At 45.6% G+C, this 26,736-nt stretch carries 25 protein-coding genes; 20 read left to right on the plus strand and 5 right to left on the minus strand.

What is annotated here, in order from left to right; translation table 11 throughout:
• From fabB to purF, 10 genes are all read left to right on the plus strand, one after another.
• Entirely contained in the window at positions 1-1,212 is a 1,212-nt protein-coding gene (gene fabB, locus EX191_RS01440; RefSeq protein ID WP_006741726.1) for a beta-ketoacyl-ACP synthase I, read from the plus strand.
• Between the two features lie 341 nt (positions 1,213-1,553).
• Positions 1,554-2,687, plus strand: coding sequence for a 4-phosphoerythronate dehydrogenase (locus EX191_RS01445; RefSeq protein WP_085342870.1), 1,134 nt, complete (start codon positions 1,554-1,556; stop codon positions 2,685-2,687).
• Positions 2,684-3,697 carry an aspartate-semialdehyde dehydrogenase gene (locus tag EX191_RS01450; protein WP_006741728.1) on the plus strand — a complete coding sequence of 338 codons (1,014 nt, stop codon included), beginning with the start codon at positions 2,684-2,686 and terminating at the stop codon, positions 3,695-3,697. Before EX191_RS01445 ends, EX191_RS01450 begins: the two co-directional genes overlap by 4 nt.
• 198 nt (positions 3,698-3,895) lie before the next feature.
• Positions 3,896-8,131: a FimV/HubP family polar landmark protein gene (locus EX191_RS01455; RefSeq protein WP_193447012.1), complete on the plus strand. Its 4,236-nt coding sequence runs from the start codon at positions 3,896-3,898 to the stop codon at positions 8,129-8,131.
• 138 nt (positions 8,132-8,269) lie between these two features.
• Positions 8,270-9,064 (plus strand): tRNA pseudouridine(38-40) synthase TruA, encoded by a 795-nt coding sequence (gene truA / locus EX191_RS01460; protein ID WP_005397196.1) that lies wholly within the window; start codon positions 8,270-8,272, stop codon positions 9,062-9,064.
• Between the two features lie 197 nt (positions 9,065-9,261).
• Positions 9,262-10,188 (plus strand): acetyl-CoA carboxylase, carboxyltransferase subunit beta, encoded by a 927-nt coding sequence (gene accD, locus EX191_RS01465; RefSeq protein ID WP_005397203.1) that lies wholly within the window; start codon positions 9,262-9,264, stop codon positions 10,186-10,188.
• 46 nt (positions 10,189-10,234) lie between these two features.
• Positions 10,235-11,497 (plus strand): bifunctional tetrahydrofolate synthase/dihydrofolate synthase, encoded by a 1,263-nt coding sequence (gene folC, locus EX191_RS01470; RefSeq protein WP_193447013.1) that lies wholly within the window; start codon positions 10,235-10,237, stop codon positions 11,495-11,497.
• 14 nt (positions 11,498-11,511) lie between these two features.
• On the plus strand, positions 11,512-12,099 hold the full coding sequence (locus EX191_RS01475) for an SPOR domain-containing protein (protein ID WP_176319619.1): 588 nt from the start codon (positions 11,512-11,514) through the stop codon (positions 12,097-12,099).
• 61 nt (positions 12,100-12,160) lie between these two features.
• The gene (locus tag EX191_RS01480) at positions 12,161-12,652 is read left to right on the plus strand and encodes a CvpA family protein (RefSeq protein WP_005380590.1); all 492 of its coding nucleotides are present in this window, start codon (positions 12,161-12,163) and stop codon (positions 12,650-12,652) included.
• 36 nt (positions 12,653-12,688) lie between these two features.
• Entirely contained in the window at positions 12,689-14,203 is a 1,515-nt protein-coding gene (gene purF, locus EX191_RS01485; protein ID WP_005397209.1) for an amidophosphoribosyltransferase, read from the plus strand.
• A 67-nt stretch (positions 14,204-14,270) separates the two neighbouring features.
• Here purF and EX191_RS01490 read toward each other — a convergent pair whose 3' ends face one another.
• A complete protein-coding gene (locus tag EX191_RS01490) occupies positions 14,271-15,146 on the minus strand; it encodes a LysR family transcriptional regulator (RefSeq protein ID WP_005397211.1) in 876 nt (291 codons plus the stop codon).
• Positions 15,147-15,434: 288 nt separating this feature from the next.
• Between EX191_RS01490 and EX191_RS01495 the strand changes: the two genes are divergently transcribed.
• The 7 genes from EX191_RS01495 to recR all read left to right on the plus strand — a co-directional run bounded on the left by EX191_RS01495 (position 15,435) and on the right by recR (position 21,181).
• Complete coding sequence (locus tag EX191_RS01495; protein WP_005397213.1) at positions 15,435-16,541, plus strand: response regulator; 1,107 nt, start codon at positions 15,435-15,437, stop codon at positions 16,539-16,541.
• A gap of 224 nt (positions 16,542-16,765) precedes the next feature.
• Positions 16,766-16,897, plus strand: coding sequence for a hypothetical protein (locus EX191_RS23060; protein ID WP_005380608.1), 132 nt, complete (start codon positions 16,766-16,768; stop codon positions 16,895-16,897).
• A 33-nt stretch (positions 16,898-16,930) separates the two neighbouring features.
• A complete protein-coding gene (locus EX191_RS01500) occupies positions 16,931-17,317 on the plus strand; it encodes a YbaN family protein (RefSeq protein ID WP_371131105.1) in 387 nt (128 codons plus the stop codon).
• A gap of 162 nt (positions 17,318-17,479) precedes the next feature.
• Complete coding sequence (gene apt, locus EX191_RS01505; RefSeq protein ID WP_005380615.1) at positions 17,480-18,025, plus strand: adenine phosphoribosyltransferase; 546 nt, start codon at positions 17,480-17,482, stop codon at positions 18,023-18,025.
• An 8-nt stretch (positions 18,026-18,033) separates the two neighbouring features.
• On the plus strand, positions 18,034-20,139 hold the full coding sequence (dnaX, locus tag EX191_RS01510) for a DNA polymerase III subunit gamma/tau (protein WP_193447014.1): 2,106 nt from the start codon (positions 18,034-18,036) through the stop codon (positions 20,137-20,139).
• Between the two features lie 82 nt (positions 20,140-20,221).
• Positions 20,222-20,551 carry a YbaB/EbfC family nucleoid-associated protein gene (locus tag EX191_RS01515; protein WP_005380618.1) on the plus strand — a complete coding sequence of 110 codons (330 nt, stop codon included), beginning with the start codon at positions 20,222-20,224 and terminating at the stop codon, positions 20,549-20,551.
• Between the two features lie 30 nt (positions 20,552-20,581).
• Positions 20,582-21,181 (plus strand): recombination mediator RecR, encoded by a 600-nt coding sequence (gene recR / locus EX191_RS01520; RefSeq protein WP_031780610.1) that lies wholly within the window; start codon positions 20,582-20,584, stop codon positions 21,179-21,181.
• Between the two features lie 51 nt (positions 21,182-21,232).
• On the opposite strand, the gene aqpZ is transcribed toward recR, so the two are convergent.
• On the minus strand, positions 21,233-21,931 hold the full coding sequence (gene aqpZ, locus EX191_RS01525) for an aquaporin Z (RefSeq protein ID WP_053808790.1): 699 nt from the start codon (positions 21,929-21,931) through the stop codon (positions 21,233-21,235).
• 206 nt (positions 21,932-22,137) lie between these two features.
• Positions 22,138-23,397 carry an SLC5/6 family protein gene (locus EX191_RS01530; RefSeq protein WP_193447063.1) on the minus strand — a complete coding sequence of 420 codons (1,260 nt, stop codon included), beginning with the start codon at positions 23,395-23,397 and terminating at the stop codon, positions 22,138-22,140.
• 317 nt (positions 23,398-23,714) lie between these two features.
• On the opposite strand from EX191_RS01530, the gene EX191_RS01535 reads away from it, so the two are divergent.
• The 3 genes from EX191_RS01535 to EX191_RS01545 are packed head-to-tail and all read left to right on the plus strand — an operon-like array spanning position 23,715 to position 26,076.
• Positions 23,715-24,095, plus strand: a complete 381-nt coding sequence (locus EX191_RS01535) for a RidA family protein (protein WP_046874501.1) — start codon at positions 23,715-23,717, stop codon at positions 24,093-24,095.
• 15 nt (positions 24,096-24,110) lie between these two features.
• On the plus strand, positions 24,111-25,388 hold the full coding sequence (locus EX191_RS01540; protein ID WP_053319828.1) for an L-cysteine desulfidase family protein: 1,278 nt from the start codon (positions 24,111-24,113) through the stop codon (positions 25,386-25,388).
• Positions 25,389-25,416: 28 nt separating this feature from the next.
• Positions 25,417-26,076 carry a helix-turn-helix transcriptional regulator gene (locus EX191_RS01545; protein WP_171058476.1) on the plus strand — a complete coding sequence of 220 codons (660 nt, stop codon included), beginning with the start codon at positions 25,417-25,419 and terminating at the stop codon, positions 26,074-26,076.
• Positions 26,077-26,094: 18 nt separating this feature from the next.
• On the opposite strand, the gene EX191_RS01550 is transcribed toward EX191_RS01545, so the two are convergent.
• Together EX191_RS01550 and EX191_RS01555 are read right to left on the minus strand one after the other, a co-directional pair.
• Positions 26,095-26,343 carry a YkgJ family cysteine cluster protein gene (locus EX191_RS01550; RefSeq protein ID WP_025574470.1) on the minus strand — a complete coding sequence of 83 codons (249 nt, stop codon included), beginning with the start codon at positions 26,341-26,343 and terminating at the stop codon, positions 26,095-26,097.
• Positions 26,344-26,480: 137 nt separating this feature from the next.
• The gene (locus EX191_RS01555; RefSeq protein WP_005397239.1) at positions 26,481-26,729 is read right to left on the minus strand and encodes a GlsB/YeaQ/YmgE family stress response membrane protein; all 249 of its coding nucleotides are present in this window, start codon (positions 26,727-26,729) and stop codon (positions 26,481-26,483) included.
• Positions 26,730-26,736 lie beyond the last annotated feature (7 nt).

A 26,736-nucleotide genomic window follows, 5' to 3' on the forward strand; every position in this document is an offset into this window, starting at 1 on the left:
ATGAAACGAGTCGTAATCACCGGTATGGGTATTGTTTCAAGTATCGGTAACAACGTCGAAGAAGTTCTAGCGTCTCTTAAAGCGGGCAAATCTGGCATCACTGCATCTGAGCAGTTCAAAGAACACGGTCTTCGTTCGCAAGTATGGGGTGACCTAAAAATCAACCCGGCGGAACACATCGACCGTAAGCAGATGCGCTTTATGGGTGATGCGGCTGCTTATGCATACCTATCAATGGAGCAGGCAATCGCAGACGCTGGTCTTACAGAGGATCAGGTTTCAAACGATCGTACCGGTATCGTTGCGGGTTCTGGCGGTGCTTCTGCATATAACCAAACGGTAGCGACAGACACGATGCGCGCAAAAGGCGTAAAACGAGTTGGCCCTTACATGGTTCCTCGTACTATGTCTTCTACGGTTTCCGCTTGTCTTGCTACGCCATTTAAGATTCGTGGTGTGAACTACTCAATGAGCTCTGCATGTGCTACTTCTGCACACTGTATCGGTCACGCGATGGAGCTTATTCAACTTGGTAAACAAGACATTGTTTTTGCTGGTGGCGGTGAAGAGCTTGATTGGTCTCAAACCATGATGTTTGACGCTATGGGTGCGCTGTCAACGAAATACAACGACACTCCAGACAAAGCATCTCGTACGTATGATGCGGACCGTGATGGTTTCGTTATCTCTGGCGGTGGCGGCATGCTGGTTATCGAAGAACTTGAGCACGCTCTAGCACGTGGCGCGAAAATCTACGGTGAGATCGTAGGTTACGGTGCGACATCAGATGGCTACGACATGGTAGCACCATCAGGTGAAGGCGCGATCCGTTGTATGAAGATGGCGATGCAAGACGTTGACGGTGTGGATTACATCAACACGCACGGCACGTCGACACCAGTTGGTGACGTGAAAGAGCTTGGTGCGATCCAACAATTGTTTGGTGAGAACAGCCCAGCAATCTCTGCAACAAAAGCAATGACTGGTCACGCACTAGGCGCCGCTGGTGTGCACGAAGCGATTTACTCAACACTTATGCTAGACAAAAACTTCATTGCTCCAAGCATCAATATTGAAAACTTGGACGAAGCAGCTCAAGGTCTGGACATCGTGACAGAAGCACGTGATGCAGAGTTAACAACCGTAATGTCAAACAGCTTTGGCTTTGGCGGCACAAACGCAACTTTGGTTATTAAAAAGTACCAAGGTTAACTGAATTTGTTGGCGCGCCACGTGAGTGAGTACAGCGTCAACAATCCAGTTTCCAGAGCTTGATCAGTCACACTGATCGAACAGACGCAGACTCTATCCCATGGAGAGCGGGATAGGATCCTTTTGTTCTGGAACTTTGCCCGGCTATTTAGCCGGGCTTTTTCTTTTCTCAATTTCTGCTTTTTACATTGCTTCCCGTTAAACGATTTCTTTGGAACTAATCTCCTTGAGGTTTATTAGGGTTATTTCTTGAGATTTTTCGGGAAAAGGGCACAATCGCTTTAGTTTCGCATCTTGCGAATAAACGAACTCATACAAATGGATGTTAAAACGCTGGCGCTATGAAAATTATTGTTGATGAAAATATGCCGTACGCTGAAGAGCTATTCAGCCAACTCGGTAACGTAATTCTAAAACCAGGTCGTACACTGACGGCTGATGATTTAGTGGATGTTGATGCCCTAATGATTCGCTCAGTCACCAAAGTGAATGCTGACCTGATCAGCAAAGCAAACAAGCTGAAGTTTGTTGGTACGGCAACAGCAGGTATGGATCATGTTGACCAAGCACTTTTAAAAGAGAAAGGCATTTTCTTCACTGCGGCGCCAGGGTGTAACAAAGTGGGGGTGGCGGAATACGCGTTCAGCGTGATGATGGTGCTCGCTCAGCAACAAGGCTTCTCGGTATTTGACAAGACGGTAGGTATTATTGGTGCAGGCCAAGTAGGTAGCTACCTAGAGAAATGTTTGAAAGGCATGGGGATTAAAGTTCTCATCAATGACCCATTCAAACAAGAGGCTGGTGATCCTCGTAGCTTTACTCCGTTGACAGAACTGATTGAAAGCTCAGACATCATTACACTACATACGCCAATCACCAAAGATGGCCCATATCCAACTCATCATTTAATTGATGAAACGGTTTTAAACTCGCTTCGTGGTGATCAGATTTTGATTAACGCCGCGCGAGGTCCAATCGTTGATAACGAGGCATTGAAGCAACGTCTTTTGAAAAACGACGGTTTTACCGCAGCGCTTGACGTATTTGAATTTGAACCAGAGGTTGATATGGAGCTTCTGCCTCTGCTAGCATTCGCAACCCCTCACGTTGCAGGCTATGGCTTGGAAGGGAAAGCTCGCGGTACGACGATGATTTTCAACAGCTACTGTGAGTTCTTAAATAACGAATTACGTGCGCATGCCAGCGATTTACTGCCAACCGCGCCTGTTCCTACTATGGTATTGGACAGAGCTTGGGATGAAGCAACACTGCATAACATCACGCAGTTAATCTATGATGTGCGTAGAGATGACGCTCTTTTCCGTCGTGAGATCAGTAAGCCAGGTGCTTTTGACCTGATGCGTAAAAACTACTGGGATCGCCGTGAATACAGCGCTGTCACGCTAGTGGGTAACAAAACATGTAACCTTGCTCCATTAGCAGAACTAGGTTTTCAGATTGAGGTAAGTCAATGAGCCAGCAATATAATGTTGCCATTTTAGGTGCGACCGGTGCGGTCGGTGAAACAATTTTAGAAGTGCTTCAAGAACGTAAATTCCCAGTGGGTGACATTCACTTATTGGCAAGTGAGCGTAGCGAAGGCAAGACTTATCGCTTTAATGGCAAAACGGTTCGTGTACAGAACGTTGAAGAGTTTGATTGGTCTCAAGCTCATATTGCGTTGTTCTCTGCTGGTGGTGAGCTATCTGAAAAATGGGCGCCAATCGCGGCAGATGAAGGTGTTATCGTTATCGACAACACTTCACACTTCCGTTATGAGTACGACATTCCTCTTGTTGTGCCAGAAGTAAACCCAGAAGCGATTGCAGAGTTTCGTAACCGTAACATCATCGCGAACCCAAACTGTTCGACCATTCAAATGCTGGTGGCACTAAAACCAATTCACGATGCAGTGGGTATTGAGCGTATTAACGTATCTACATACCAATCCGTATCTGGTGCGGGTAAAGCGGGCATTGACGAACTAGCAGGTCAAACGGCTAAGCTTCTAAACGGTCTGCCAGCGGATAAGAAGCAATTCTCTCAACAGATTGCGTTTAACTGTATTCCGCAAATCGATCAGATGATGGAAAATGGCTACACCAAAGAAGAAATGAAAATGGTGTGGGAAACACAGAAGATCTTTAACGATCCATCAATCACAGTAAACCCAACGTGTGTGCGTGTGCCGGTATTCTATGGTCATGCTGAAGCGCTTCACATTGAGACTCGCTCTCCAATCGATGCACAAGAAGTTGTTAACTTGCTTGAGCAAACAGAAGGCATTGAAGTCTTCCACGGTGATGACTTCCCGACACAAGTGCGTGATGCGGGCGGTAAAGATCATGTTATGGTTGGTCGAATCCGCAACGATATCAGCCACCACAGTGGTGTAAACTTGTGGGTTGTGGCGGATAACGTGCGTAAAGGCGCAGCAACTAACGCGGTACAAATCGCTGAAGTTCTGATCCGCGATTACTACTAAGTCACTTACCAGTTCATTTCAAAGCCTCGCACTGTGCGAGGCTTTTTTGTACGAACGGAACAAAATAGTGTGAGATTAGTACGAATATGGCGAGAGCCACACATTTTTTATTCTCAACGCTATAGTTTTGCATGTGATATCCGATATATTTAACCGATCACCATTTCAAATTGTATTTAGCACAAAACTGAGCCTTCTATGCGTCAAAATTATAAGCGTTTGTTAGCAGCCCTTGTGTTGATGAGCGCGACTCAGACATCATCAGTGGTTCAAGCCGAAGGAATTCGTCTTGTTGGACCGTCTGGTGAAGTGCAATCATCTCCGAGCTATGCTGAAGATATTGAGCGAGCATTACCTGCTCCTCCTGCAAATACTCAGCCGTCACGTTTCTTTGGTCCGACTGGTGAAAATCAAACACTATGGTCGATCGCTTCAGAATTACGACCTTCACGCGGTGTTACCGTTCAACAAACGCTTCTTGCCATTTATCGAATTAACCCTCAAGCGTTTGAGAACCAAAACATTCATGAGTTGATCCCAGGGAGTCGACTACGAGTACCGTCTCTAGAGCAAGTGCAAAGCGCGACTACAGAGCAAGCTGTTGCGATTATGAAGGCGCACGAGGCTAAGTTAAAACAGCCGAAGCCGACAAATAGAGCCACGCCAGCGCAACGCGTCACCGAGCAACCAAAGCCACAAATAAAAGTAGAACCCAAGCCTGTTGCTCCTAAGCCAGAAACTACTGTAGCTGCGGAACCAAAACCGGTTCAAAAAACAATACCAGTTATTCCTGCGCCACCTGTGAACACCTCTCCGCAGGGTGAAAAGCAGGTCAGTGCGTTAAAAGACAAACTTCAAGGCTCACAAAGTGAATTAGAGTCATTGGAAGAGAAGAACCATCGTCTTCGCTTAATGTTGTCAGAAGTGCAAAGCGAAGTTGAAACCTTGAAAAATGAGCTGAATGACGAAGAACGCATTCGCTCGGAAGTCGAGAAACTGCTTGCTGAAGAGCGCCAACGCCTTGCTGAGCAACAACGCATGCAGCCAAGTACGATTGACAAGATTTTGTCTAATGGTTGGCTTGTCGGCTTAGCGGCGCTTATTCCAGGTGCATTGCTAGCACTGTTGGTTGTGATGTTGCTTGGTCGCCGTTCTAAAAACAAAGAGGAAGAGCCTGCTGCGCAATCGCCGCAGGAAACCGATCCATTAGCTGCGCCAATTGGTTTAGCGGCGACGGACGAGCTGGATGAAGAACTCACACTTGATGATGAGTTGTTCGCAGATGAAGATATAAATACTCAGGCTACACAAGAAGAGAAGCCAGACTTAGAAGAAGACGTCTTTGCCAACCTTGACGATGAAGAACTTGATTTCAATCTAGAAGGGGATGATGACCCATTTGCGGGTATCGGTGATGACGGCGACCTGGATGTTGGTCTGGATGAGTTTGAGTCATCGAACAATGGTATCCAAGTTAACGGCGAAGAAAAAGCGCTTGGTTTAGAAGAGATGGAGCGAGCCTTAGATGAGGTTGCTCCAGAACTAGAAGTGCTCGATGACGATGAGGCTGGCTTCGATCTTTCAGATGATACGAACGAGAAAGCAGACTCGCTTTCAGACGACGCGTTTGCGGAACTACTTGCAGCAGATGAGCCGTCAGAAGAGTTACCAAGTGACACTGTCGATCAGGATATGCTTGATGACTTGTTTGCGGAACTTGGCAATGACGACTTCGACCTAGATACCGATGAACCTGAACTAAAACAGCCCGTATCGGATGATGATTTCAGCGCAGGAGAGGCATCTGATGACGATATCGATAAGCTATTAGCTCAATACGAGCAGCCTGTTACTGAGTCGACAGAAGTTGAAGGTGACGTCAGCGAAGACGCCGTTCTAGATGAAAACAGTACGGACTTACTCGATGAACTGATCGATTTTGACGAAGATGAAACAGACGACGAGTTTGACCCACTGAATGAGCTAGAAGCACTCTCTGGTTTTGAAGGTGATGACTCGATTGAAGAGTTAGATGCAGATAGCACAGATTTACTGGATGAACTCATTGATGACGTCACATCCGAACTGGATGAAGAGACAGGAACTGAGACAGAGTTAGACCCGTTTGATGATCTGATTCGAGAGGACGAAAGCCCTGCACAGAATAAATCGGAAGAGGAAGAGTTACTCGCTTCACTTGGTTTTGGCGAACCAGACGGCGAAGAAAAGCCATCTTCAATAGCTGAGTCAGAGCCAACCCATGAAGAGCCGGAAATTGAGTCTGGTTTGGACATCGACGCTTTATTAAGTGACAGTCAACCAGACCCGCAACAAACAGCGCCAGAGCAACCATTAACCGAGCCAAAAACTGCTTCAGAGCCATTTAGCAGCGATGAGTTTCTGGGTGATTTAGAGGACCTCTCACCAGAGAACGATCCTTTAATGAGCGAGCTAGACGACTTGTTTGAGTCAGACAGTGAAGAGCTTCAGCCTACAGAGCAAGAAAAAGCGGACTTTTCTGCTGAACTGGATGCGCTATTTGATACTGAAGATGATTTAGCGCAACAACAAGTTGAAGAGCCGCAAGCTGAGATAGAGGAATCTTCGCCACAACAAGAAGAGGATGCCAGTTCTAAGTCAACGCAAGATGCATCAGTAGAGCCTGATGCTAAAGTGCCGCCTCAAGTTGAGACAGAAGAAGACGCTCCGGCGTTCACTCCGACACCAAATACAGTAGAAAATGAATTTGGTGTTCCACAAGAAGAGGATTGGCTACTGGATGAGCCTGAACTAGAAAGTGAAACTCAACCAGAACAAGAACAAAACTCGGGTAACAAAAGTGAGCCAGAAAGTTCAGAACTAGCATCAGAAACTGAGTCGGCAACCAATGCAGAAGAAGAGTTCGATTTTGATGAACTCGATCTACCAGAGTTCAGTGAAGAAGACGCACTGGCGTCCATGGCGGACGAACCTGCGTTTGATGACCCAGAGTCTATCGAGCCTGAGCGCTCTGAAGTTGAGTTGGCGACTGAAGCAGAAGAAGAACTCAATTTTGATGAACTCGATCTACCAGAGTTCAGCGAAGAGGACGCATTGGCGTCTATGGCGGGCGAACCTGCGTTAGATGACCCAGAATCTATCGAGCCTGAGCGCTCTGAAGCTGAGTCGGCGACTGAAGCAGAAGAAGAGTTCGATTTCGATGAACTCGAACTGCCAGAGTTTAGTGAAGAGGATGCATTGGCGTCCATGGCAGGCGAACCTACGTTAGATGAACCAGAATCTATCGAGCCTGAGCGCTCTGAAGCTGAGTCGGCGACTGAAGCAGAAGAAGAGTTCGATTTCGACGAACTCGAACTGCCAGAGTTCAGCGAAGAGGACGCATTGGCGTCCATGGCAGGCGAACCTACGTTAGATGAACCAGAATCTATCGAGCCTGAGCGCTCTGAAGCTGAGTCGGCGACTGAAGCAGAAGAAGAGTTCGATTTCGATGAACTCGAACTGCCAGAATTCAGTGAAGAAGACGCCTTGGCATCTATGGAAGAAGAACCAGAATTACCGAGCTCTGAGACTGCAGATATAGAACCAATCTCCGGTGAGGATGAAGAGCTAAGTTTTGACGACCAAGATCTTCCTGAGTTCAATGAGGAAGATGTTCTCGCATCAATGAATGAGAGTGCGCCAGAGACTCCTAATGTTGAAACTGAGACATCGAGACCAACTCTTCAAGCCGATAACGATCATGATGCTTTGTTTGAAGTCTTTGCGCAGCAAAACGGTTTTGATACTGAACCAGAAGTGCAGCCAACGGCGACAGAGGGTGAGCCGCTAAGTGACTTAGATGATGAATCTTCAATGGCTAACCTTCTTGCTGAAGACGCAAGTTCAGAGGTGTTTGAAGGTCAGTTAGACAGTGATACCATCGCAAGCGCAGGTATGGATTTTGAAACCATGCTTGATGTTGGAGATGATTGGGATGGCTTTAAACCCGCTGCCGATAGCGTAAGTTCTACGGAAGATGTGCCTGAGGACCAGCGTGATGTTTGGAATTCGAGTGACGCACTAAGTCAGCCAGAGATCGCGCAAGAAAACTGGGCAGAGCAAAGCGACTTGGATGACTTTGACCCGAAGAAAAATCAATTTATGACGATTGATGAATTGATGGCTCAGGTCGATAAAGAAGGTGGTGAGTTCGAAGAGGAAGATCTGAAGCTTGATGTCGGATTGAACGAGTTTCCAGATGTTATCGGTGAGATTGGCGATGTTGACGTAGATAGCAACGCTGAAGCTGCTGGAAAACTGGACCTTGCTAAAATCTATCTCGAGATGAACGATTCTCAAGGGGCGATAAAGCTACTAGAAGAGGCGATTGTTTACGGTGAAGATGATATTCGCCGCGAAGCAAAGAGCCTGATTGATGCCATTAATGGCCGATAAATCGAAAAGGGTAGCGTTGGCTACCCTTTTTGTGTCTCGCTAGTATGATGCTACCTCTACGTCATCCTTGTTGAAACTGGCAACTTGAGGTGACTTGAGTATATACTTCCCGCCCCATTTTAGAGTTCGAAGGTTAAGATGAGAATCGCATTAGGTATCGAGTACAACGGTACAAACTACTTTGGTTGGCAGCGCCAAAGAGAAGTGAAAAGTGTCCAAGAAGAGCTAGAGAAAGCATTGTCCGTTATTGCTAATCACCCAGTTGAAGTGCAGTGTGCTGGTCGGACAGACGCTGGCGTGCATGGCACAGGACAAGTTGTGCACTTTGATACCAACGTTACTCGAAAAATGGTAGCTTGGACCATGGGCGCAAACGCGAACATGCCGAGTGATATAGCGGTTCGTTGGGCTAAGGAAGTCCCAGATGATTTCCATGCACGATTCTCAGCGACAGCGCGCCGTTATCGTTACATTATTTTCAATCATGCTTTACGACCTGGCATCTTAAACTCTGGTGTGAGCCACTATCATGGTGAGCTCGACGAGAAAAAAATGCATGAGGCAGGGCAGTATCTGCTTGGTGAAAATGATTTTACGTCGTTTCGTGCGGCGCATTGTCAGTCTCGTAGCCCATTTCGAAACTTGATGCATCTGAACGTTACGCGCCATGGGAACTATGTGGTTATTGATATTAAAGCCAATGCGTTCGTGCATCATATGGTTCGTAACATCACGGGTAGCTTGATAAAGGTTGGACGTGGTGAAGAGAGCCCTGAATGGATCAAATGGTTGCTAGAGGCTAAAGATCGCAAACTAGCGGGTGCGACAGCGAAAGCGGAAGGTCTGTACCTGGTAGATGTAGACTATCCAGAAGAATTTGGGTTACCTGAAGTGCCGATCGGTCCACTGTTTTTGCCAGATAATTTGAACTAATTTTACAAACTTATTTCAAAATATCGGTAGTGTTTACATTGAATGTGAGCAGAAAACATACGCTATTTATGATATCAAAAATAGGTACAACCAGTTTTTTATCTACAGTAGCTGCAAGATATGGTTTAATCCGTCGGTATTATGTCGAATTTATATCTTTCGCAATGAAGCGGAAGAGTTGAGAGAAAAGGTCTTCCATGAGTTGGCTTGAAAAGATTTTAGAGAAAAGCAACCTAGTAAGTTCACGCAAAGCTTCTATCCCAGAAGGTGTGTGGACTAAATGTACCTCTTGTGAACAGGTTTTATACCATGCTGAACTAGAGCGTAACCTAGAAGTTTGTCCAAAGTGTAACCATCACATGCGCATGAAAGCGCGTCGTCGTTTGGAAACGTTTTTAGATGAAGGCAATCGAGTTGAATTAGGTACCGAACTTGAGCCACAGGATAAACTGAAATTTAAAGATTCTAAGCGATACAAAGAGCGTATCTCTGCAGCACAAAAAAACAGCGGAGAGAAAGATGCGCTAGTTGTGATGCAAGGTGAACTGCTTGGTCTACCCCTTGTGGCGTGTGCGTTTGAATTCTCCTTTATGGGCGGTTCAATGGGTTCAGTTGTTGGTGCTCGCTTCGTAAAAGCGGTGGATGCAGCAATTGAAAACAATTGTGCACTTGTTTGTTTCTCAGCAAGTGGTGGCGCTCGTATGCAAGAGGCATTGATGTCTCTTATGCAAATGGCAAAAACCAGTGCTGCGCTTGAGCGTCTATCAGAAAAAGGTCTGCCGTTTATTTCGGTTCTAACTGACCCTACAATGGGTGGTGTATCAGCAAGTTTGGCTATGTTGGGTGATATCAACATCGGTGAACCTAAGGCGCTGATTGGCTTTGCTGGTCGTCGTGTTATCGAGCAAACAGTGCGTGAAGATCTTCCTGAAGGTTTCCAGCGTAGTGAGTTCCTGCTTGATCACGGTGCGATTGATATGATCGTTGACCGTCGTGAAATGCGTCAGCGTGTGGGTGGTCTAATCGCTAAGATGACTAACCACAAGTCTCCTTTGGTGGTTTCGGTTAACGAATCTCCAAATGAAGAGCCATATTCTGTACCAGAAGCGGACGAAAAAGGGTAAAGTATCAACTAACATAAAAACCAAAGAATTTAATGGTTAAAGTTAGATGACCCAAAACCCAATTCCTCAAGCCACATCTTCATTAGAGATGTGGCTTGATTATTTAGCAAATATTCATTCCTCAGCAATTGATCTAGGCTTAGACCGTGTCCAAGCGGTAGCAAACAAAGCCAATCTTACCAAACCAGCTCCAACCGTAATCACCGTTGCCGGCACCAATGGCAAAGGTTCAACGTGTGCGTTAATGGAAGCCATTTTACTCGATGCTGGCTATTCAGTCGGTGTTTACAGCTCTCCGCACCTGATTCGTTACAACGAGCGTGTACGCATTAATGGCGTCGACGTTGTAGATGCAAAGCACTGTGAAGCATTCGACTATGTAGAAAAGCAGCGTGGTGATATCAGCCTTAGCCTCTTTGAATTCGGTACGCTTGCAGCGCTACGTATTTTCCAAGTAGAGAAAGTTGACGTTGTGCTGCTTGAAGTAGGACTTGGCGGCCGTCTAGATGCCACCAACGTTGTTGACCATGATGTTTCTGTTATTACGAGCTTAGCGATCGACCATGTGGATTGGCTTGGTGATGACATCAATGTCATTGGTTTTGAAAAGGCAGGCATTTACCGTCCAGGGAAGCCAGCAATTTGTGGTCAACCAACGCCACCGGCGACCGTGGCAGCTCATGCTGACGATATTGGCTCTGAGTTCTTCCAAGTGGGTATTCAGTATGATTACCAACTAACTAATAATGGTTGGAAGTGGAGCAGTGGCGCATTTGCGTTAGAGGATTTACCTGTCCCATCGTTACCGCTACAAAACGCGGCAACAGCATTGATGGCGTTGGGAGCATCGGAATTGCAAATCACTGACATAAACATTGTCAATGGCTTGAATAATGCTCGCCTGGCAGGGCGTATGCAGGTACTGCATCACGAACCTGAAATAGTCCTTGATGTCGCTCATAACCCGCACTCTGCTGAGTATTTGGTAGAGAGAGTGAAGCAACAATATCTGGGTAAGAATATCCATATTGTGGTTGCAATGCTGCATGACAAAGACATTAAAGCAACCATTGAAGCGCTAACTCCAGTTGCAACACAATGGTATCCAGCGTCGCTTACTGGACCGAGAGCGGCGACAGCTGATGAATTGTGCCAATACTTACCTGATGGGCAAGTTCATTTTGAAAACCCTGTTGACGCCTTCGAGAGTGCGAGAAGCCACGCAAAGACAGGAGACGTTATTCTGGTGGTTGGCTCATTCCATACCGTCGGAGAGGTATTTGAACATTGGCAATCAAATAATAAATAAGTAAAGGTATTTTGATGGCAAGTAAATTCCAAAGTCGTTTAGTCGGCACCATCATTCTAGTCGCAGTCGGAGTGATTGTTCTTCCCGATGTGCTAGATGGTAAGAAACTGCACTACAAAGAAGAATTTGCCAGTATTCCTATCAAACCTGAACTTGATAGTGATGTGGAAAACTTCGAAATATTAGAGCCAGTGGAAGACGACATAGCGTTACCGGACTCTCCAGTTGAAGCGGTGGTGCAGGAGCAAGAGGGCGCCCAAGTGCCTGCTTCTGAGCCTGACCCAACGCCTAAACCAGAGGTCATCAAACAGCCAGAGCAAGTTGAGGTGGCCGCTCGTCCTGTGCAAGAAAAAAATCAATATGAAGATTCTGCTTGGATCATTCAGTTGATGGCGCTTAAGAATCACGAAAATGCGGTCGCGCTTGTCGCTGATTTGCAAAAGCGTGGCTATCAAGCTCATACAAAGAAAGAAAACGAGTTTACGAGAGTGATTGTTGGTCCTGATGTGTCAAAAAGTAAACTTGAACGACAAGTCAAGGAATTACAAAAAATTACAGGCTCAAAAGGTCAATTGCTTAAATTTAAGCCATTAAATCCATAAGAAAACGTTTGCGTCAGCATTTTTTCTGTTAAAATGCGCGCCAACTTAAGATGAAGAAAACATGAATTGGATAGATTTTATCATTTTAGGTGTGATCGGATTTTCAGCTCTGATCAGTTTAGTTCGCGGTTTTGCTAAAGAAGCTTTGTCTTTGGTGATTTGGTTTGGAGCGTTTTTTATCTCCAGCAACTACTACGCCAAATTGGCGGTGTACTTCACCAACATCGAAGATGACATGTTTCGTAACGGAGCGGCGATTGCGGCTTTATTTGTCGCGACCTTGGTAGTTGGTGCAGTGGTGAATTACGTCATTGGTCAACTGGTACAAAAAACAGGGCTATCAGGTACGGATCGAATTCTTGGGATTGTATTTGGTGGTCTACGCGGAGTCTTAATTGTTTCTGCGGTGCTGTTTTTTATGGATGCGTTTACTGCATTCCCAAGCTCGGATTGGTGGAAAGATTCACAGTTGATCCCTGAGTTCAGCCGTATCATCGCCCCATTCTTCGAGCATTTACAAGCAACATCAAGTTTTCTGTCTGGCACTATCTAGTAGTGCCAGCTACTGTCGCAAATCGAGGATTAGGACATGTGTGGTATTGTTGGAATCGTGGGCACAACGCCTGTAAACCAGTCTATTTATGACGCGTTAACGGTGTTACAGCATCGTGGCCAAGATGCCGCTGGTATTTGTACCATAGAAAGCAATCGTTTTCGTCTGCGCAAGGCGAACGGTTTAGTCAAGGATGTATTTGAAGCAAGACATATGCAGCGCCTGCAAGGCGAGGTCGGAATTGGTCATGTTCGTTACCCAACAGCAGGCAGTTCAAGCGCTTCAGAAGCTCAACCTTTCTACGTAAACTCTCCTTTCGGTATTACACTTGCCCACAATGGCAACTTGACCAACGCTAACGAAGTTCGTCAAAAGCTGTTTGAAAAAGATCGCCGTCATATCAATACCACTTCAGACTCCGAAGTATTACTAAATGTACTGGCGCACGAAATTGACTCAGTAAAAGGAAATGTCACGACAGAAGACGTATTCCGTGCAGTCACCAATGTGCATCGCACAATTCGTGGTGCTTACGCTGTGACTGCCATGATTATCGGTCATGGTATGATTGCCTTTCGTGACCCACACGGTATTCGCCCTCTATGTTTAGGTAAGCGTGAAGTTAATGGCAGAGCGGAGTACATGGTTGCGTCTGAATCGGTAGCATTGGATGCCGTCGGTTTTGATTTTGTCCGTGATGTTGCACCTGGTGAGGCAATCTACGCAACGTTTGACGGTGAACTGTACACGAAGCAGTGTGCAGACAATCCTAAGCTGAACCCTTGTATTTTCGAGTTCGTGTACTTTGCTCGTCCAGACTCGTTCATCGATAAAATTTCGGTATACAGCGCTCGCGTTGAAATGGGTAAAAAGTTAGGCGAACGTATTCGTGAAGACTACGCAAATCTTGATATTGATGTCGTTATTCCTATCCCTGAAACGTCGTGCGACATCGCACTTCAAATCGCTCAAGCGATCGATATCCCTTACCGCCAAGGCTTCGTGAAAAACCGTTACGTGGGGCGTACGTTTATCATGCCTGGTCAGCAACAACGTAAGAAATCTGTACGTCGCAAGTTGAATGCAATTCGTTCGGAGTTCAAAGATAAGAATGTGTTGCTGGTGGATGACTCTATCGTTCGTGGTACTACGTCAGAACAAATCATCGAAATGGCACGTGATTCTGGTGCGAAGAAAGTGTACATGGTATCAGCAGCACCAGAAGTTCGATTCCCGAACGTGTACGGCATTGATATGCCAAGTGCTACCGAGCTTATTGCTCATGGCCGTGACAACGATACAATTTGTAAGCAGATTGGTGCTGATGCATTGATTTATCAACGTCTAGAAGATTTGGTTGAGGCAGTCGGTCTTGGAAACCAAGATATTACTCAGTTCGATACATCCGTGTTTAACGGCGAATACGTAACGGGTGATATCGACCAACAATATTTAGACTTCTTAGATGGTCTTCGTAACGATGATGCGAAAACACAACTTGAAATCCAACAAGATTTAGCAAACCTAGAGCTGCATAACGAAGGCGCATAATAGGCGTTTTCTTGAGGCGTAAAAAAAACCAGAGCTCCGGCTCTGGTTTTTTGTATTCGCTATCGAATTAGTGAATGTTGTAAGCGATCACAAAGTCGATAAAGAGACGAACTTTCTCTGGCAGGTGATCTTTGTGGTTGTAAAGCATATAAATGTCGCGCGGGTTTGCACTCCAATCTGGCAGTATGCGTACCAAATCGCCGCTTTCGATGTATTCTTTGATCATGACATCTGGCATTAGCGTGATGCCTAAACCTTCGGAACAAGCACTGCGTACTACATTTAGTGCATTCGCCTGAAAGCGACCACGATCAACGTTTACGACAGACTCGCCTTTGCTATTAATTAAGGTCCACTTGATAAGAGGGTAGCCTTTTAGCAATGAATGGTTAGAGAGCTCTTCTGCGTGGTTTGGTGCCGGATTCGAGGCAAGGTAGTCAGGACTTGCGACAAGAATATCCTTCACTTCGCCAATCTTGCGTGCGATCAGGCTAGAATCACGTTGGGGCCCCACTCGAAAAATGACATCCCATTCAGTAGGGTCAAGCTTGTCTGCATTATTTTCTGTCGTTAGTTCGATATTGATGTCCGGATACTGCTTCATAAAGCTGTTGAACATCGGCATCATCATGCGCTTAGTTAAGTTATAAGGCGCCGATATCTTAATCTTGCCTGATGCTCCTCGGCAGTCGTCAGTGATTTCCTCTGCTGCCGTGGTTAGCCTTTGTAGCAAAGGGGAGCACTCATGGTAAAAACGTTCCCCGGCTTCTGTAAGCGAGAGTTTGCGAGCGTGACGGTTCAATAGTCGAAGATTGACAGAGTCTTCTAGCGCTTGAATGCGTCGGGTGATGGTCGCAACCGGGATCATGGTTTTTCGCGAAGTTGCGGTGTAGCTCCCATTTTCGACAACCAGTCGAAACAGGTTTAAGTCATCTAATTTCATATTTCCAGACACATTAAATTACCGATTACGGCTAATTTATAATTAACTTTGTGATCAAAGCTTGCTTTAAGTCAACATGTTGCATCATTTGAACACAGCAACCCTGTTTGAGTAAATACTGTTATACCCCGTAATATTTGTATAAACGCCGTTTTCAAGCTACGTTTTATAACAAGGCGGAACGGCCTCAAGTCTTGCTGCGCAACGTTTCGCCGGATGTAAACACAACAAAAATAATGACTTAATAATAAATCTGTTTTTTGACTTAGCTTTGTGAGGTGTAAAGGTATGTTTAAGACTCACAGTCAAACGGCAATGGTCTCGGCACAGGAAGTGGTTAATCAAAAACTAATTATGTTGGTGGATGATGATCCAATATTTCGTAAAGTAACCAATGCTTATTTAGAAAGTCAGGGTTTTAAAGTAGTAGAAGCTGAAAACGGCCTAGAGGCGCTTCAACAACTCAGGGAATGCCAACCCGATCTTATCTTGTGTGATTTATCGATGCCGGTATTAGATGGCATTGAATTCGTCGAAGAAGTCAGTCTTGAATATCCATACTTGCCGCTTATCGTGGTATCCGGCACGGATGAAATGTCCGATGTCGCGAAAGCGTTGCGATTTGGTATTAAAGATTTTCTTCCTAAACCGATAGGTAATTATGAGCACCTATCTCAGGCGATAGACAATACGCTCGAAGATACCGATAGCCATTTCTCAGAACAGCGAGACTTTTCAAGTCAGTGGTTCCGAGTCGATGACGGTGGCGAAATCCCAGATGAGCAAGAGCTTCACTGGCATCTAGAGTATTTGCAGCAGAACCCGAGTGCTGCAAGAGATTTACTGCATGCTCTATTGCCAGAGAAAGATGCTTCTCAAGGTGATTGGCGCTGCTCATACCGTTTATTGCAATCGACGGACGTTATGCCACTGGTGTTCGATTATCGTTGGTTAATGAACGGGCAATTTGCGTTCTATCTCGTTGACTCTGCTTCCCAGAGTAATGATGGTGTCGCGACGACATTGCTTGTTAGGGCTTTGTTTGACGATTACCTGCGTAATTTGAAGAGTTTCAGTGCTGATCTGAAGGATATGGTAGGGATCATTGAAAAAGGAATCGAGTGTTCAGAGTGTGCTGGTGCGGTTAATGCTGTATTTGGTGTCGCTGATCTGGCTTCGTCCTCCGTTTCTATCCTGCCTGCGGGTTTAGATAGCCATTGGTCTGACGGAAATACTAATCAACATATCGCGGCAGGTAACTGTTTAGGGGCAGGAAGTATGAAAAACTTCATAACCCGAGATTTACCGCTAGGTGTTGCTGGTCAGTTATCCATCGGTTGTTTAGGCTCTTCAAGTTTTAGCTTAAATATTGCCCGGAAATCAAGACTGGTATAATTCTGACTTCATAACACAATAAGCAGCGTCTCGGCGCTGCTTATTGTCTTTTTAGAACCACAAAAAACAACAAATGCCCGAACAATAACCTTACTTTTTGCTGGTGTTTAGATTTGGCTGTTTAAGGTATAGTCAACGCCTAAAACAATAATGACCCATTTGTGCAACGATAATTTAACGCTGTGCCTTGGGAGAAGCAAAGTCAACTAGTGAGAAGATACATCATGGCAGACAAAGATTTTAAAGAGCCTTATAATATTTTTTACTTTTTAGGTTTCATTGCAGTACTTTTAATTCCAACACTACCTGCAACGCTAACCTGGCTTCGTGTAATGAATGGTTACGCAGGCTTTTAATCTAGCTATTTTGTACCGGAGTTCACCATTCGTATTAAGCGTTACTTTTTCAATACCGTTGGTGGACTCTGTATTGTGCTCGGCATTGCCGGCATAGCCCTTCCGCTTTTACCCACCACTCCTTTCATTCTACTTGCTAGTGCATGTTTTATGCGTGGTAGCCCCGCATTTCATCATTGGCTACATAACCACAAAACGTTTGGACCGATTCTCGATAATTGGCATAAGCACCGGGCTGTTACTTCAAAAGTAAAACAGCGTGGCGCCATTTTTATTGCACTTAGTTTCATGGTTTCAATCGTCGTTGTTCCCCTTGTTTGGGTGAAAATTGGTCTTTTAGTGATGCTAATCGTTTTACTCGGCTGGTTTATGCGTCTGCCTGTGATTGAGTTGGTTGCTGACAGAGAAGAAAATCACTAAGATTGTAGAGAATAGTGTGCCCGCTCTTCGAGTGGGCGTTTGTATTTTCAGCGCCTGTGACTGTTACGAAAATAAGCACATAGTGGTGAAAACCTATTGTTCGTTGCCCTCGTGATACTGCGATTAGAGAGGGCGATGAGCCAATCTAAGTAAATCGGTATTATGACTACAGAAACAATTTCACTGATCAAATCTAGCATCAAAAGCATCCAAGACTACCCAAAGCCAGGCATTCTATTTCGTGATGTAACGAGCCTTCTTGAAGACGCAAAAGCATACCAAGCGACGATCAACCTTCTTGTTGAACGTTACAAAGATATGGGCTTTACCAAGGTTGTGGGTACGGAAGCTCGTGGCTTTTTATTTGGTGCGCCTTTAGCGCTTGAGCTAGGTGTTGGTTTTGTACCAGTGCGTAAACCAGGCAAGCTACCACGTCCTACTGTTGCTCAATCTTATGAGCTTGAATACGGCGTTGACACACTAGAAATCCATACAGATGCCATCGTTGAAGGCGACAAAGTACTGGTTGTCGACGATTTATTGGCAACGGGCGGTACTATTGAAGCGACGACTAAGCTGATTCGCCAACTGGGCGGTGAAGTTGAGCACGCTGCGTTCGTTATCAACCTACCAGAAATCGGTGGTGATAAACGTTTAGAAGCACTAGGTCTAAACGTATACAGCATTTGCGATTTTGAAGGACATTAATACATTCAATGAGTTATTTAGCTTTAGCGCGAAAATGGCGTCCTAATCAGTTTGACCAAGTTGTCGGACAAAAACATGTCCTGACGGCGTTGGAAAACGCACTGGCGCAAAACCGTTTACACCATGCTTATCTGTTCAGCGGGACTCGTGGTGTGGGTAAAACGAGTATCGGTAGGTTGTTTGCCAAAGGCTTGAACTGCGAAACCGGTATTACCGCGACACCTTGTGGTAAGTGCGATACTTGTCGTGAAATTGATGAAGGTCGCTTTGTCGATCTTCTTGAAATCGACGCGGCATCACGTACTAAAGTTGAAGACACTCGCGAACTGTTAGACAACGTTCAATACAAACCTGCTCGTGGACGGTTTAAAGTGTACCTCATCGATGAGGTGCACATGCTATCGCGTCACTCTTTCAATGCGTTGTTGAAAACCCTGGAAGAGCCGCCAGAGTATGTGAAGTTCTTACTCGCGACAACCGATCCACAAAAGCTGCCTGTTACTATATTGTCGCGTTGTCTACAGTTCCATCTCAAACCGATCAGCGTTGATGATATTCATCAGCAACTTGACTACATTTTGGGTCAAGAGCAAGTATCGGCAGAACCAAAAGCACTGGGTATGATTTCACATGCTGCAGATGGCAGTATGCGTGATGCTCTCAGCTTGACCGATCAAGCAATTGCTTTAGGTAACGGTACGGTGCAAACCGATATTGTCAGCCACATGTTGGGGACGATTGATACCGACCAAGCGATTCACTTACTGGAGTCAATCAGCAGCAAGCAACCTCAACAAGCCATGGATAAAATCCAGCAATTAGCAGCAAATGGTGTTGAGTGGGATGGTTTGTTGCAGCAAGTCGCAACACAGCTTCATCGAATTGCGATGTATCAAGCGCTGCCAGCGTCGCTAGACCGAGCGCAGCCAGATGCAGAAAAAATCGAGTTGTTGAGTAAAGCACTAAGTCCGCAAGACGTTCAGCTTTACTACCAAATTGCATTGAAAGGTCGTGAAGATTTGACTCTCTCGCCAAATGGGCGAGTCGGTCTGGAAATGATTGTGCTGCGTATGATGGCGTTCCGCCCATCAAATAACAGTGGGGCAAATATTGTTTCTAGTAACTGCGAACAAGCTTCAGCCCCAGTTCAAAGTGCCAGTCAACCAAAGACTGCACCAGCTCATACAGTAGCTGCTCCTCGAACTCAGCAGCCGAGTCCAGCGCAAAGCACACCACAAGTGGCGCCTCAACCTTCATCTAATTCACAACCTGAGTATCACGCGAGTGGATATGAAACGGTTCCGCCACAGTATGATATGGCGCCGCCGATGAGCGAAAACCCAGCGCCGCAGCATGAAACGCCACCTCAGCAAGTGAAAGAGAGCGTTTCAACACCGGCGCGCGGTGGTCTAAGCGGTTTACGTCACCAATTACGTTCTCAGCGTCAAGGCCTACAACAGAACACTCCTCAAAATGGTGGCTCAAAAAAGCCTAAAGCGGCATCTGCACAACCAGAATCGGTTATCGACCGAGTAGCGCAATTGCATGGCAATTCCGCGCAGGTGTCGCCAAACTCAGCTCCGAAGTCGACGGAGCCACAAGTTGAGGAAGCGTATCGCTGGCGTCCAAGCAAGCCTGTTGAGACAAAAGTGAATACAAAACTGACACCTACGCAGCTCAAGCAGGCACTTGAGCATGAGAAAACGCCTGAAATGGCACAAAAGCTCATCGATGAATCGTTAGAACATAATGAATGGGCGAAGCTAATCAGCTTAATGGAGATCCCTAAGCTGGTAGAGCAACTTGCGCTAAACTCTCATTATAGTAAGGAAGGAACAACCGTTTCGTTACTATTGAGAAGCAGCCAAGCTCATTTGAATACTGATAGAGCTCAAGCGGAATTGCTTAAAGCACTTAATACCGTGTTAGGAGAAGAGTGCCACATGAGCATCGAAATAGGGGAGAGTGGAGAAACACCACTTGAACTTAGAGATAGGCTCTATCAAGAGAAGTTACAGCAAGCTCTGAATAGTTTAGAAAACGATCCAAATGTTCAATTTATTGAACGTCGTTTTGCTGCAGAGCTTGATAAAGATAGTGTGCGCCCTATCTAATAATCGAATGGAATGGGGTTGAAAACCTAAGGTTATAACCCCATTAATTGATGCAACACCTCATTAAACCAGAGAGATAAACATGTTTGGTAAAGGCGGTATGGGCAACCTAATGAAGCAAGCCCAGCAAATGCAAGATCGCATGCAAAAGCTTCAAGAAGAAATCGCGAATATGGAAGTAACTGGCGAGTCTGGTGCTGGCCTAGTAAAAGTTACTATCACTGGTAGTCACAGCGTACGTCGTGTTGACATCGATGAAAGTTTGATGGAAGACGACAAAGAAATGCTTGAAGATTTGATCGCTGCGGCGTTCAACGATGCGGCCCGTCGTGTTGAAGAAACTCAAAAAGAGAAAATGGCTTCTGTAACTGGCGGTATGCAACTACCACCAGGTATGAAAATGCCATTCTAATCTGCTGATATTTAATTAAGCGGACTTTTAATGCGTACCAGTCATATGCTGGAGCAATTGATGGAGGCCTTACGTTGTCTACCTGGGGTTGGCCCCAAGTCGGCGCAGCGTATGGCCTTTCATTTGTTACAGCGCGATAGAAAAGGCGGTTTGCAACTTGCAGATGCGCTTAGCCAGGCAATGACAGAAATCGGTCATTGTACTGAGTGTCGAACCTTCACCGAAGAAGAAGTCTGTCATATTTGTACTAACCCAAAACGCCAAGAAAATGGTCAAATTTGTGTGGTAGAAAGCCCGGCAGACATTGCTGCAGTCGAAGCAACGGGCCAGTATTCTGGTCGATACTTTGTTCTTATGGGACATTTGTCACCACTAGACGGTATTGGTCCAAGTGATATTGGACTGGATGTGCTTGATTACCGCTTACGTCGCGGTGATATAGCCGAAGTGATTTTAGCAACAAACCCGACGGTTGAAGGCGAAGCCACTGCACATTACATCGCAGAGCTATGTAAAGAACACCAAGTTGATGCCAGCCGCATCGCGCATGGTGTGCCTGTCGGTGGAGAACTTGAGCTTGTCGATGGCACGACGTTGTCACACTCGCTGTTAGGTCGACACAGAATTTAATAAATAGCCGCTGAATTCAGCGGCTTTTTTGATTTTGGGAGTTGGGAACGATTAATCGTTCGATTCTTTACCAAGAAGGTTTTTGTAGATGACTGCACCAAGTACACCACCCAAAATAGGCGCAACCCAGAACAGCCATAATTGAGAAACTGCCCAGTCACCCACATACATTGCGACTGCTGTACTACGAGCCGGGTTTACTGAGGTATTTGTGACAGGAATGCTTATCAGGTGAATAAGAGTCAGACACAAACCAATCGCAATAGGTGCAAAACCTTGAGGTGCACGTTTATCTGTCGCCCCCATGATTACGATAAGGAACATCATCGTCATTACAACTTCAGAAACTAGCGCAGCGAGCATGGAGTACTGACCCGGCGAGTGTTCACCATAACCATTGGCGGCAAAACCAGAACCCACAACATCGAATCCAGCTTGTCCTGTCGCGATGACATAAAGAATGCCACCAGCGATCAGCCCGCCGAGCACTTGTGCGATGATGTAAGGCGCAACGTCTTTTGTCTCAAAACGACCACCAGCCCAAAGACCAACCGTCACTGCCGGGTTCAAGTGACAACCTGAAATATGACCGATTGCAAATGCCATGGTTAAAACGGTTAAACCAAAGGCCAGAGCAACGCCCAGCAGACCAATACCCACGTCTGGGAAACCTGCAGCCAACACTGCGCTACCGCAACCGCCTAATACTAGCCAGAACGTACCAAAAGCCTCTGCTAAATACTTGTTCATGTTATTTCCTAATTTCTACTTAAATGACCCGCTGAACATAGTTGAGAATTGTCAATTAAGTGTGAGGGAGATCGCGTAAAGACTGCAAATGGGACGGTATGTGGCAAGAGTTCTCAAGGATGAGAGAAAAGCAGGGAGAGGAGAGGTTGAATCTTAAGGTTGCCTTGGCCATCACTACCTGAGTAACAGCCAAGGCAAAGTAGGTTTTAGCTAAATGCGACGAAAGGTGATACGCACAACAAAATACCAGTCGCAATAATCAAGTAAAGCGACGTGCCTTTGTATTTGTGTAAAGAAGGCACTTGGTAGACAAGGTAAGCTGGAATCAAACAGCCAATCAAACCAAAGATAGGGCTACATACTGATGTGAAGCTCAGAACTGGTAGATTCAATACAATTGCACCCCACGCCATGAGAATCGCAAAGAGAATGATTCCCTTGGTGACTAAGTCTTTATTGATCTTATCTTCAGGCATGACCTTTTTTAGAGCCAGCATCGCTAGACCTTGGCAAGAATCGCGGAAACCTAAGTACACGCCAAAAAACGCAGTCATTACTGAGAAAATATTCAGCATCAAACTCATTAGTTTTAGCGTCGTGCCGTCCATACCTTGCGCAACCATCGCAAGAGCAGAGATGTTCTCTTCTGCTGCTTTAACCGCTTGTTCATGTGACATCGCAAGCGTAAAGGAAATCGCGTAGAAGAAGACGGTCACAAACAAGATACCGAAAGCAATTTTCATTGCGCGCATGGCTTTAAAGCGAGCAACCTCAATCGATTTTTCTTTTGATCGGTACGAGATCACCATTGGGCTCAAGCTTTGAATGAAGAGAATAGACGTTAGAGTAAACGGCAGTAGCTCAATTGCATCTTTCAAACCAGCGCCTGTTTCTGGAATCGCACCGACATTCGCTACATCCCATTTCTCGATCATCATGACGCCAAGTAATGCAACGGTACAAAGTTTAATCAGTACAAGACCAGTACTGACCTTAAACAAAATCTTTTCACCACGAGATGCAATAGCGACCAGCGCGCACACTAAAGCCAGACCATATAGCGGGTTTTCAGACAATAAATCTTCCGTGATGCCAAAACTATGTAGGAAAGATGCCGAGTCATTGTTGATAGCTGTTGAGTAAACAAAGACCCAAATCACCAACATGATGAAGTAGAGCACACCTAATAACGCCCCCCATTTGTTACCAAGGTAGCCGGAAATGACGCCAGCGTAATCTTGGCACTTTGGTGAACTTGAGAGAGTGTTGATGAAAAGGCGTTGGAATAAGTACATTGCTGGGTAGCCGATCACGGCAGAGGCCAAGAATACCCAAAGGCCCAATACGCCTACTTTTACTGGTAAAAAGACAATACCGGCACCGATTGCCATGCCGATACTCATGATCACCCATCCCCAGTCTGTGCTATCAAACTTGATCGCGGCTTTCCACTCGTCTAGGGCCATGCCTGCTTTTACGTGCGGTGGCTCTTTACCGATAGGTAAGGTTTGTGTAGGTGCTGTCACGCTCATTTTATTGTTTCTCTTGTTAGTATGAATTTTTCTCAAATTTAATTGAGAAAATGTATATCACCAATTTTTTTGTGGAAAATTCAGATAAATTTGAGATCTTGGCGAAGAAGTTTAAATAAATTGGAGTTTTTAACGAATTTTGTGATCTGATCTAGTTGTTTAATTCATATTTAATTGAAAAAATAACGCTAATACGGAAGTTGAATTAGAAACTTCTTAATAAAAAATAAAATTTATGTGAGGATTTGAAAATGAAAAAATTGATTTCATCTGAACACGCGCCTGCTGCTATCGGACCTTATTCACATGGCACTAGCTATGGCGATTTGATTTTTACTTCTGGCCAATTACCCGTTGATAAGGCAACAGGAAAAGTCGTTGAAGGCGGCATCAGTGCACAAAGTCATCAATCTCTTACTAACTTGAAGCACGTTTTAGAGGCTGGTGGTGGCAGTGTCGATACTGTTTTAAAAACAACGTGTTACCTATCGAATATTAATGACTTTGCCGAGTTTAACAAGGTCTACGCAGAGTTTTTCCAACAAGATTGTCCGGCACGCAGTTGCTTCGCAGTGAAAGATTTGCCTCTTGGCGTGTTAATTGAAGTCGAAGCGATTGCTCATAAAAAGTAATACGGAGAACAGAGCATGAACCAGCAATGGACACAATATATCCAAATCATTAAGCAAGTTGTGAAACCTGCATTAGGATGTACAGAACCCATTGCTGCTGCGTACGCGGCAGCAGTTGCTAGAAAAGAGTTAGGCACATCCGATATTGATGCGATAGAGGTGCGTGTTTCAGACAACCTATTTAAAAACTCGATGGGTGTTTTCGTACCTGGAACGGGCAAGATAGGCCTCAAAATTGCCGCCTCAGTTGGTGCATTAGCCGGTGACCCAACAGCAGAACTGGAAGTGTTGGCTCGGATTAATAAGCAGGATGTTGCTGCTGCGCAACAATTGATAGATGAAGAGCGGGTAACTGTAGCGCGCATGGATACGCAAGAATTCATTTATTGCAGCGTAACGCTCACCTCTGGTGACGATGTTGTTTCGGTCACGATCAGTGGCGGTCACACCAACATTATCCAGATCATGCGCAATGGCGACGTGATTTTTGATGCTCCACCGCAGCAACGCGTTGCAACCGCTTCTGTTTGTGAAGGTGTGGATATTTCGATCAAACAAATCTATGAGTTTGCCACTCAGGCGCCTTTTGAAGAGATCAAATTCATTCTCCAAGCTGCAGAGCTTAATACCTTGCTGGCTCAAGAGGGTATCGACCGAGGTTACGGCCTAGAAATTGGACGCACGCTAAAAGGCAACATCGAGCAAGGCTTATTGGGCAATGACTTAATGAGTCGTATACAGATGATGACATCAGCGGCGTCTGATGCTCGCATGGGAGGGGCGACGTTGCCAGCCATGAGCAATTTCGGCAGTGGGAACCAAGGTATTGCCGCTACAATGCCAGTTGTAGTTGCCGCAGAAGCATTTCAAAACGACGAAGAACAGCTGGCTCGCGCGTTGATCATGAGTCATTTAGGGGCTATTTACATCAAATCTTATTACCCACCGTTATCCGCATTTTGTGGCAACACTGTTACCAGTGCGGCGGCATCTATGGCGCTGGTGTATTTAGCTGGTGGTACATTCGAGCAATCATGCTACGCCATTCAAAACGTCATCAGCGACAGTTCAGGTATGGTGTGCGATGGTGCGAAGTCCTCTTGTGCGATGAAAGTGTGTACTTCATCGACAACGGCGGTGCGCTCATATTTGATGGCGATGGGTAACCACAGTGTTAAGAATCAAGGTATAGTAGGCGAAGAAGTTGAGCAAACGATAAGAAATGTTGGCTCAATGGTTCGTTTCGGTATGCCGTATACTGACAAATCTATTATCGATATTATGTCGGCCTAACCTCCAGTTTTTGCTAAGGGAAGTAACATTGCTACTAAAGAAACTCACCAAGAGTGATCTCGATATTTTGAACTCTATGAAAAACGTCGTGGATGGCATTGCACGTATGTATGGTGAACACACTGAAGTGGTTCTCCACAGCTTAGATGCCGAAGCGCCGGAAATCATCAAAATCGCAAACGGGCACGTGACGGAACGCAGTGAAGGTGCCCCAATTACCAACTTAGCGAGAATGAAGTTAAGAGAGGGCAAGGACGTTTCTGATTCGTACCTGACGAAAACGTCGAACGGAAAGACCTTGCACTCCATTACGACAATTGTCAGAAATCCAAAAAACAAACCGATTGGTTTGCTGTGTATCAACGTGGATATGGATGCACCGATGCAGGCGTTTTTAAAGGCAATGCTGCCTAAGCAACACACCGAGTGTTGTGTTGGTGGTGCTCGCTCACCAGAAACGTTTGCGCGTAATATCGATGAAACCATCATCAGCACGATAGAAACCGTGCAAACAGAAGTGTGGGAAAATGAAGCCATTGCGCCTTCTAAACGTAACCGTGAACTGGTGACGCGACTGCACGGCTTAGGCATTTTTAAATACAAAGATGCTGTTTTAATGGTTGCAAACCATCTTGGCATCTCGCGCGATACCATCTACTTGTACTTACGAGAGCTTGGTAACGACTAATCGGGGGCTCTGAATAGATTAAGTAAGTTGCTCTAGCTCAGTGATGTTGTCGAGCGCTTCTTGGTTGGTTTTGCCACACACAACCGGACACGGTTTAAAATCGTGACAAACGTTAGGGCGCTCAGGCTTACCAAACAGCTTACACAAATTATCATCGTTGAGTTGCACGCAACGAACACCTGCTGGTTTGCCCTTGGGCATTCCAGGTATCGGTGAAGAGATACTTGGCGCAATACAGCAAGCTCCGCATCCTAATCGACAATCCATAATGTAAACCTCTTAAAAATTGAGGAGGCAATTATGGTCATTTTGACGTGGATTGGAAGAGCAGGAAAAAGAAAAAATAAAAGGGAGTGTTCAATGCCACGCTCCCTTTTAACTTTTTTGTTTTTAAATCATCGTGATTATCTTAAGAAACGGTTATATACAAACAGCAGAATAAATGCGCCCAGCGTTGCGGTAATGATGCTGCCGATGTTTACGCCAGTTGCCCCGCCGAAACCCAGAATACCGCCAAGAAAGCCGCCGACAAATGCACCGGCAATACCGAGTAGCATTGTCGCAATCCAGCCACCCCCATCTTTTCCTGGCATGAGCCATTTTGCGAGTGCACCGGCGATTAAGCCCAAAATAATCCAAGAAATAATACCCATGAAAACT

The sequence above is a fragment of the Vibrio chemaguriensis genome, from assembly GCF_012275705.1.
In the GTDB taxonomy this organism is placed as follows: domain Bacteria; phylum Pseudomonadota; class Gammaproteobacteria; order Enterobacterales; family Vibrionaceae; genus Vibrio; species Vibrio diabolicus.

Coding starts and splice junctions, on each gene's coding strand:
- EX191_RS01550 (WP_025574470.1), bottom strand. CDS start 26,343: ATGGATTGTCGATTAGGATGCGGAGCTTGCTGTATTGCGCCAAGTATC.
- purF (WP_005397209.1), top strand. CDS start 12,689: ATGTGTGGTATTGTTGGAATCGTGGGCACAACGCCTGTAAACCAGTCT.
- EX191_RS01495 (WP_005397213.1), top strand. CDS start 15,435: ATGTTTAAGACTCACAGTCAAACGGCAATGGTCTCGGCACAGGAAGTG.
- fabB (WP_006741726.1), top strand. CDS start 1: ATGAAACGAGTCGTAATCACCGGTATGGGTATTGTTTCAAGTATCGGT.
- apt (WP_005380615.1), top strand. CDS start 17,480: ATGACTACAGAAACAATTTCACTGATCAAATCTAGCATCAAAAGCATC.
- EX191_RS01475 (WP_176319619.1), top strand. CDS start 11,512: ATGGCAAGTAAATTCCAAAGTCGTTTAGTCGGCACCATCATTCTAGTC.
- EX191_RS23060 (WP_005380608.1), top strand. CDS start 16,766: ATGGCAGACAAAGATTTTAAAGAGCCTTATAATATTTTTTACTTTTTA.
- dnaX (WP_193447014.1), top strand. CDS start 18,034: ATGAGTTATTTAGCTTTAGCGCGAAAATGGCGTCCTAATCAGTTTGAC.
- aqpZ (WP_053808790.1), bottom strand. CDS start 21,931: ATGAACAAGTATTTAGCAGAGGCTTTTGGTACGTTCTGGCTAGTATTA.
- EX191_RS01515 (WP_005380618.1), top strand. CDS start 20,222: ATGTTTGGTAAAGGCGGTATGGGCAACCTAATGAAGCAAGCCCAGCAA.
- accD (WP_005397203.1), top strand. CDS start 9,262: ATGAGTTGGCTTGAAAAGATTTTAGAGAAAAGCAACCTAGTAAGTTCA.
- EX191_RS01445 (WP_085342870.1), top strand. CDS start 1,554: ATGAAAATTATTGTTGATGAAAATATGCCGTACGCTGAAGAGCTATTC.
- truA (WP_005397196.1), top strand. CDS start 8,270: ATGAGAATCGCATTAGGTATCGAGTACAACGGTACAAACTACTTTGGT.
- EX191_RS01530 (WP_193447063.1), bottom strand. CDS start 23,397: ATGGCCCTAGACGAGTGGAAAGCCGCGATCAAGTTTGATAGCACAGAC.
- folC (WP_193447013.1), top strand. CDS start 10,235: ATGACCCAAAACCCAATTCCTCAAGCCACATCTTCATTAGAGATGTGG.
- recR (WP_031780610.1), top strand. CDS start 20,582: ATGCGTACCAGTCATATGCTGGAGCAATTGATGGAGGCCTTACGTTGT.
- EX191_RS01540 (WP_053319828.1), top strand. CDS start 24,111: ATGAACCAGCAATGGACACAATATATCCAAATCATTAAGCAAGTTGTG.
- EX191_RS01490 (WP_005397211.1), bottom strand. CDS start 15,146: ATGAAATTAGATGACTTAAACCTGTTTCGACTGGTTGTCGAAAATGGG.
- EX191_RS01535 (WP_046874501.1), top strand. CDS start 23,715: ATGAAAAAATTGATTTCATCTGAACACGCGCCTGCTGCTATCGGACCT.
- EX191_RS01455 (WP_193447012.1), top strand. CDS start 3,896: ATGCGTCAAAATTATAAGCGTTTGTTAGCAGCCCTTGTGTTGATGAGC.
- EX191_RS01450 (WP_006741728.1), top strand. CDS start 2,684: ATGAGCCAGCAATATAATGTTGCCATTTTAGGTGCGACCGGTGCGGTC.
- EX191_RS01480 (WP_005380590.1), top strand. CDS start 12,161: ATGAATTGGATAGATTTTATCATTTTAGGTGTGATCGGATTTTCAGCT.
- EX191_RS01555 (WP_005397239.1), bottom strand. CDS start 26,729: ATGGGTATTATTTCTTGGATTATTTTGGGCTTAATCGCCGGTGCACTC.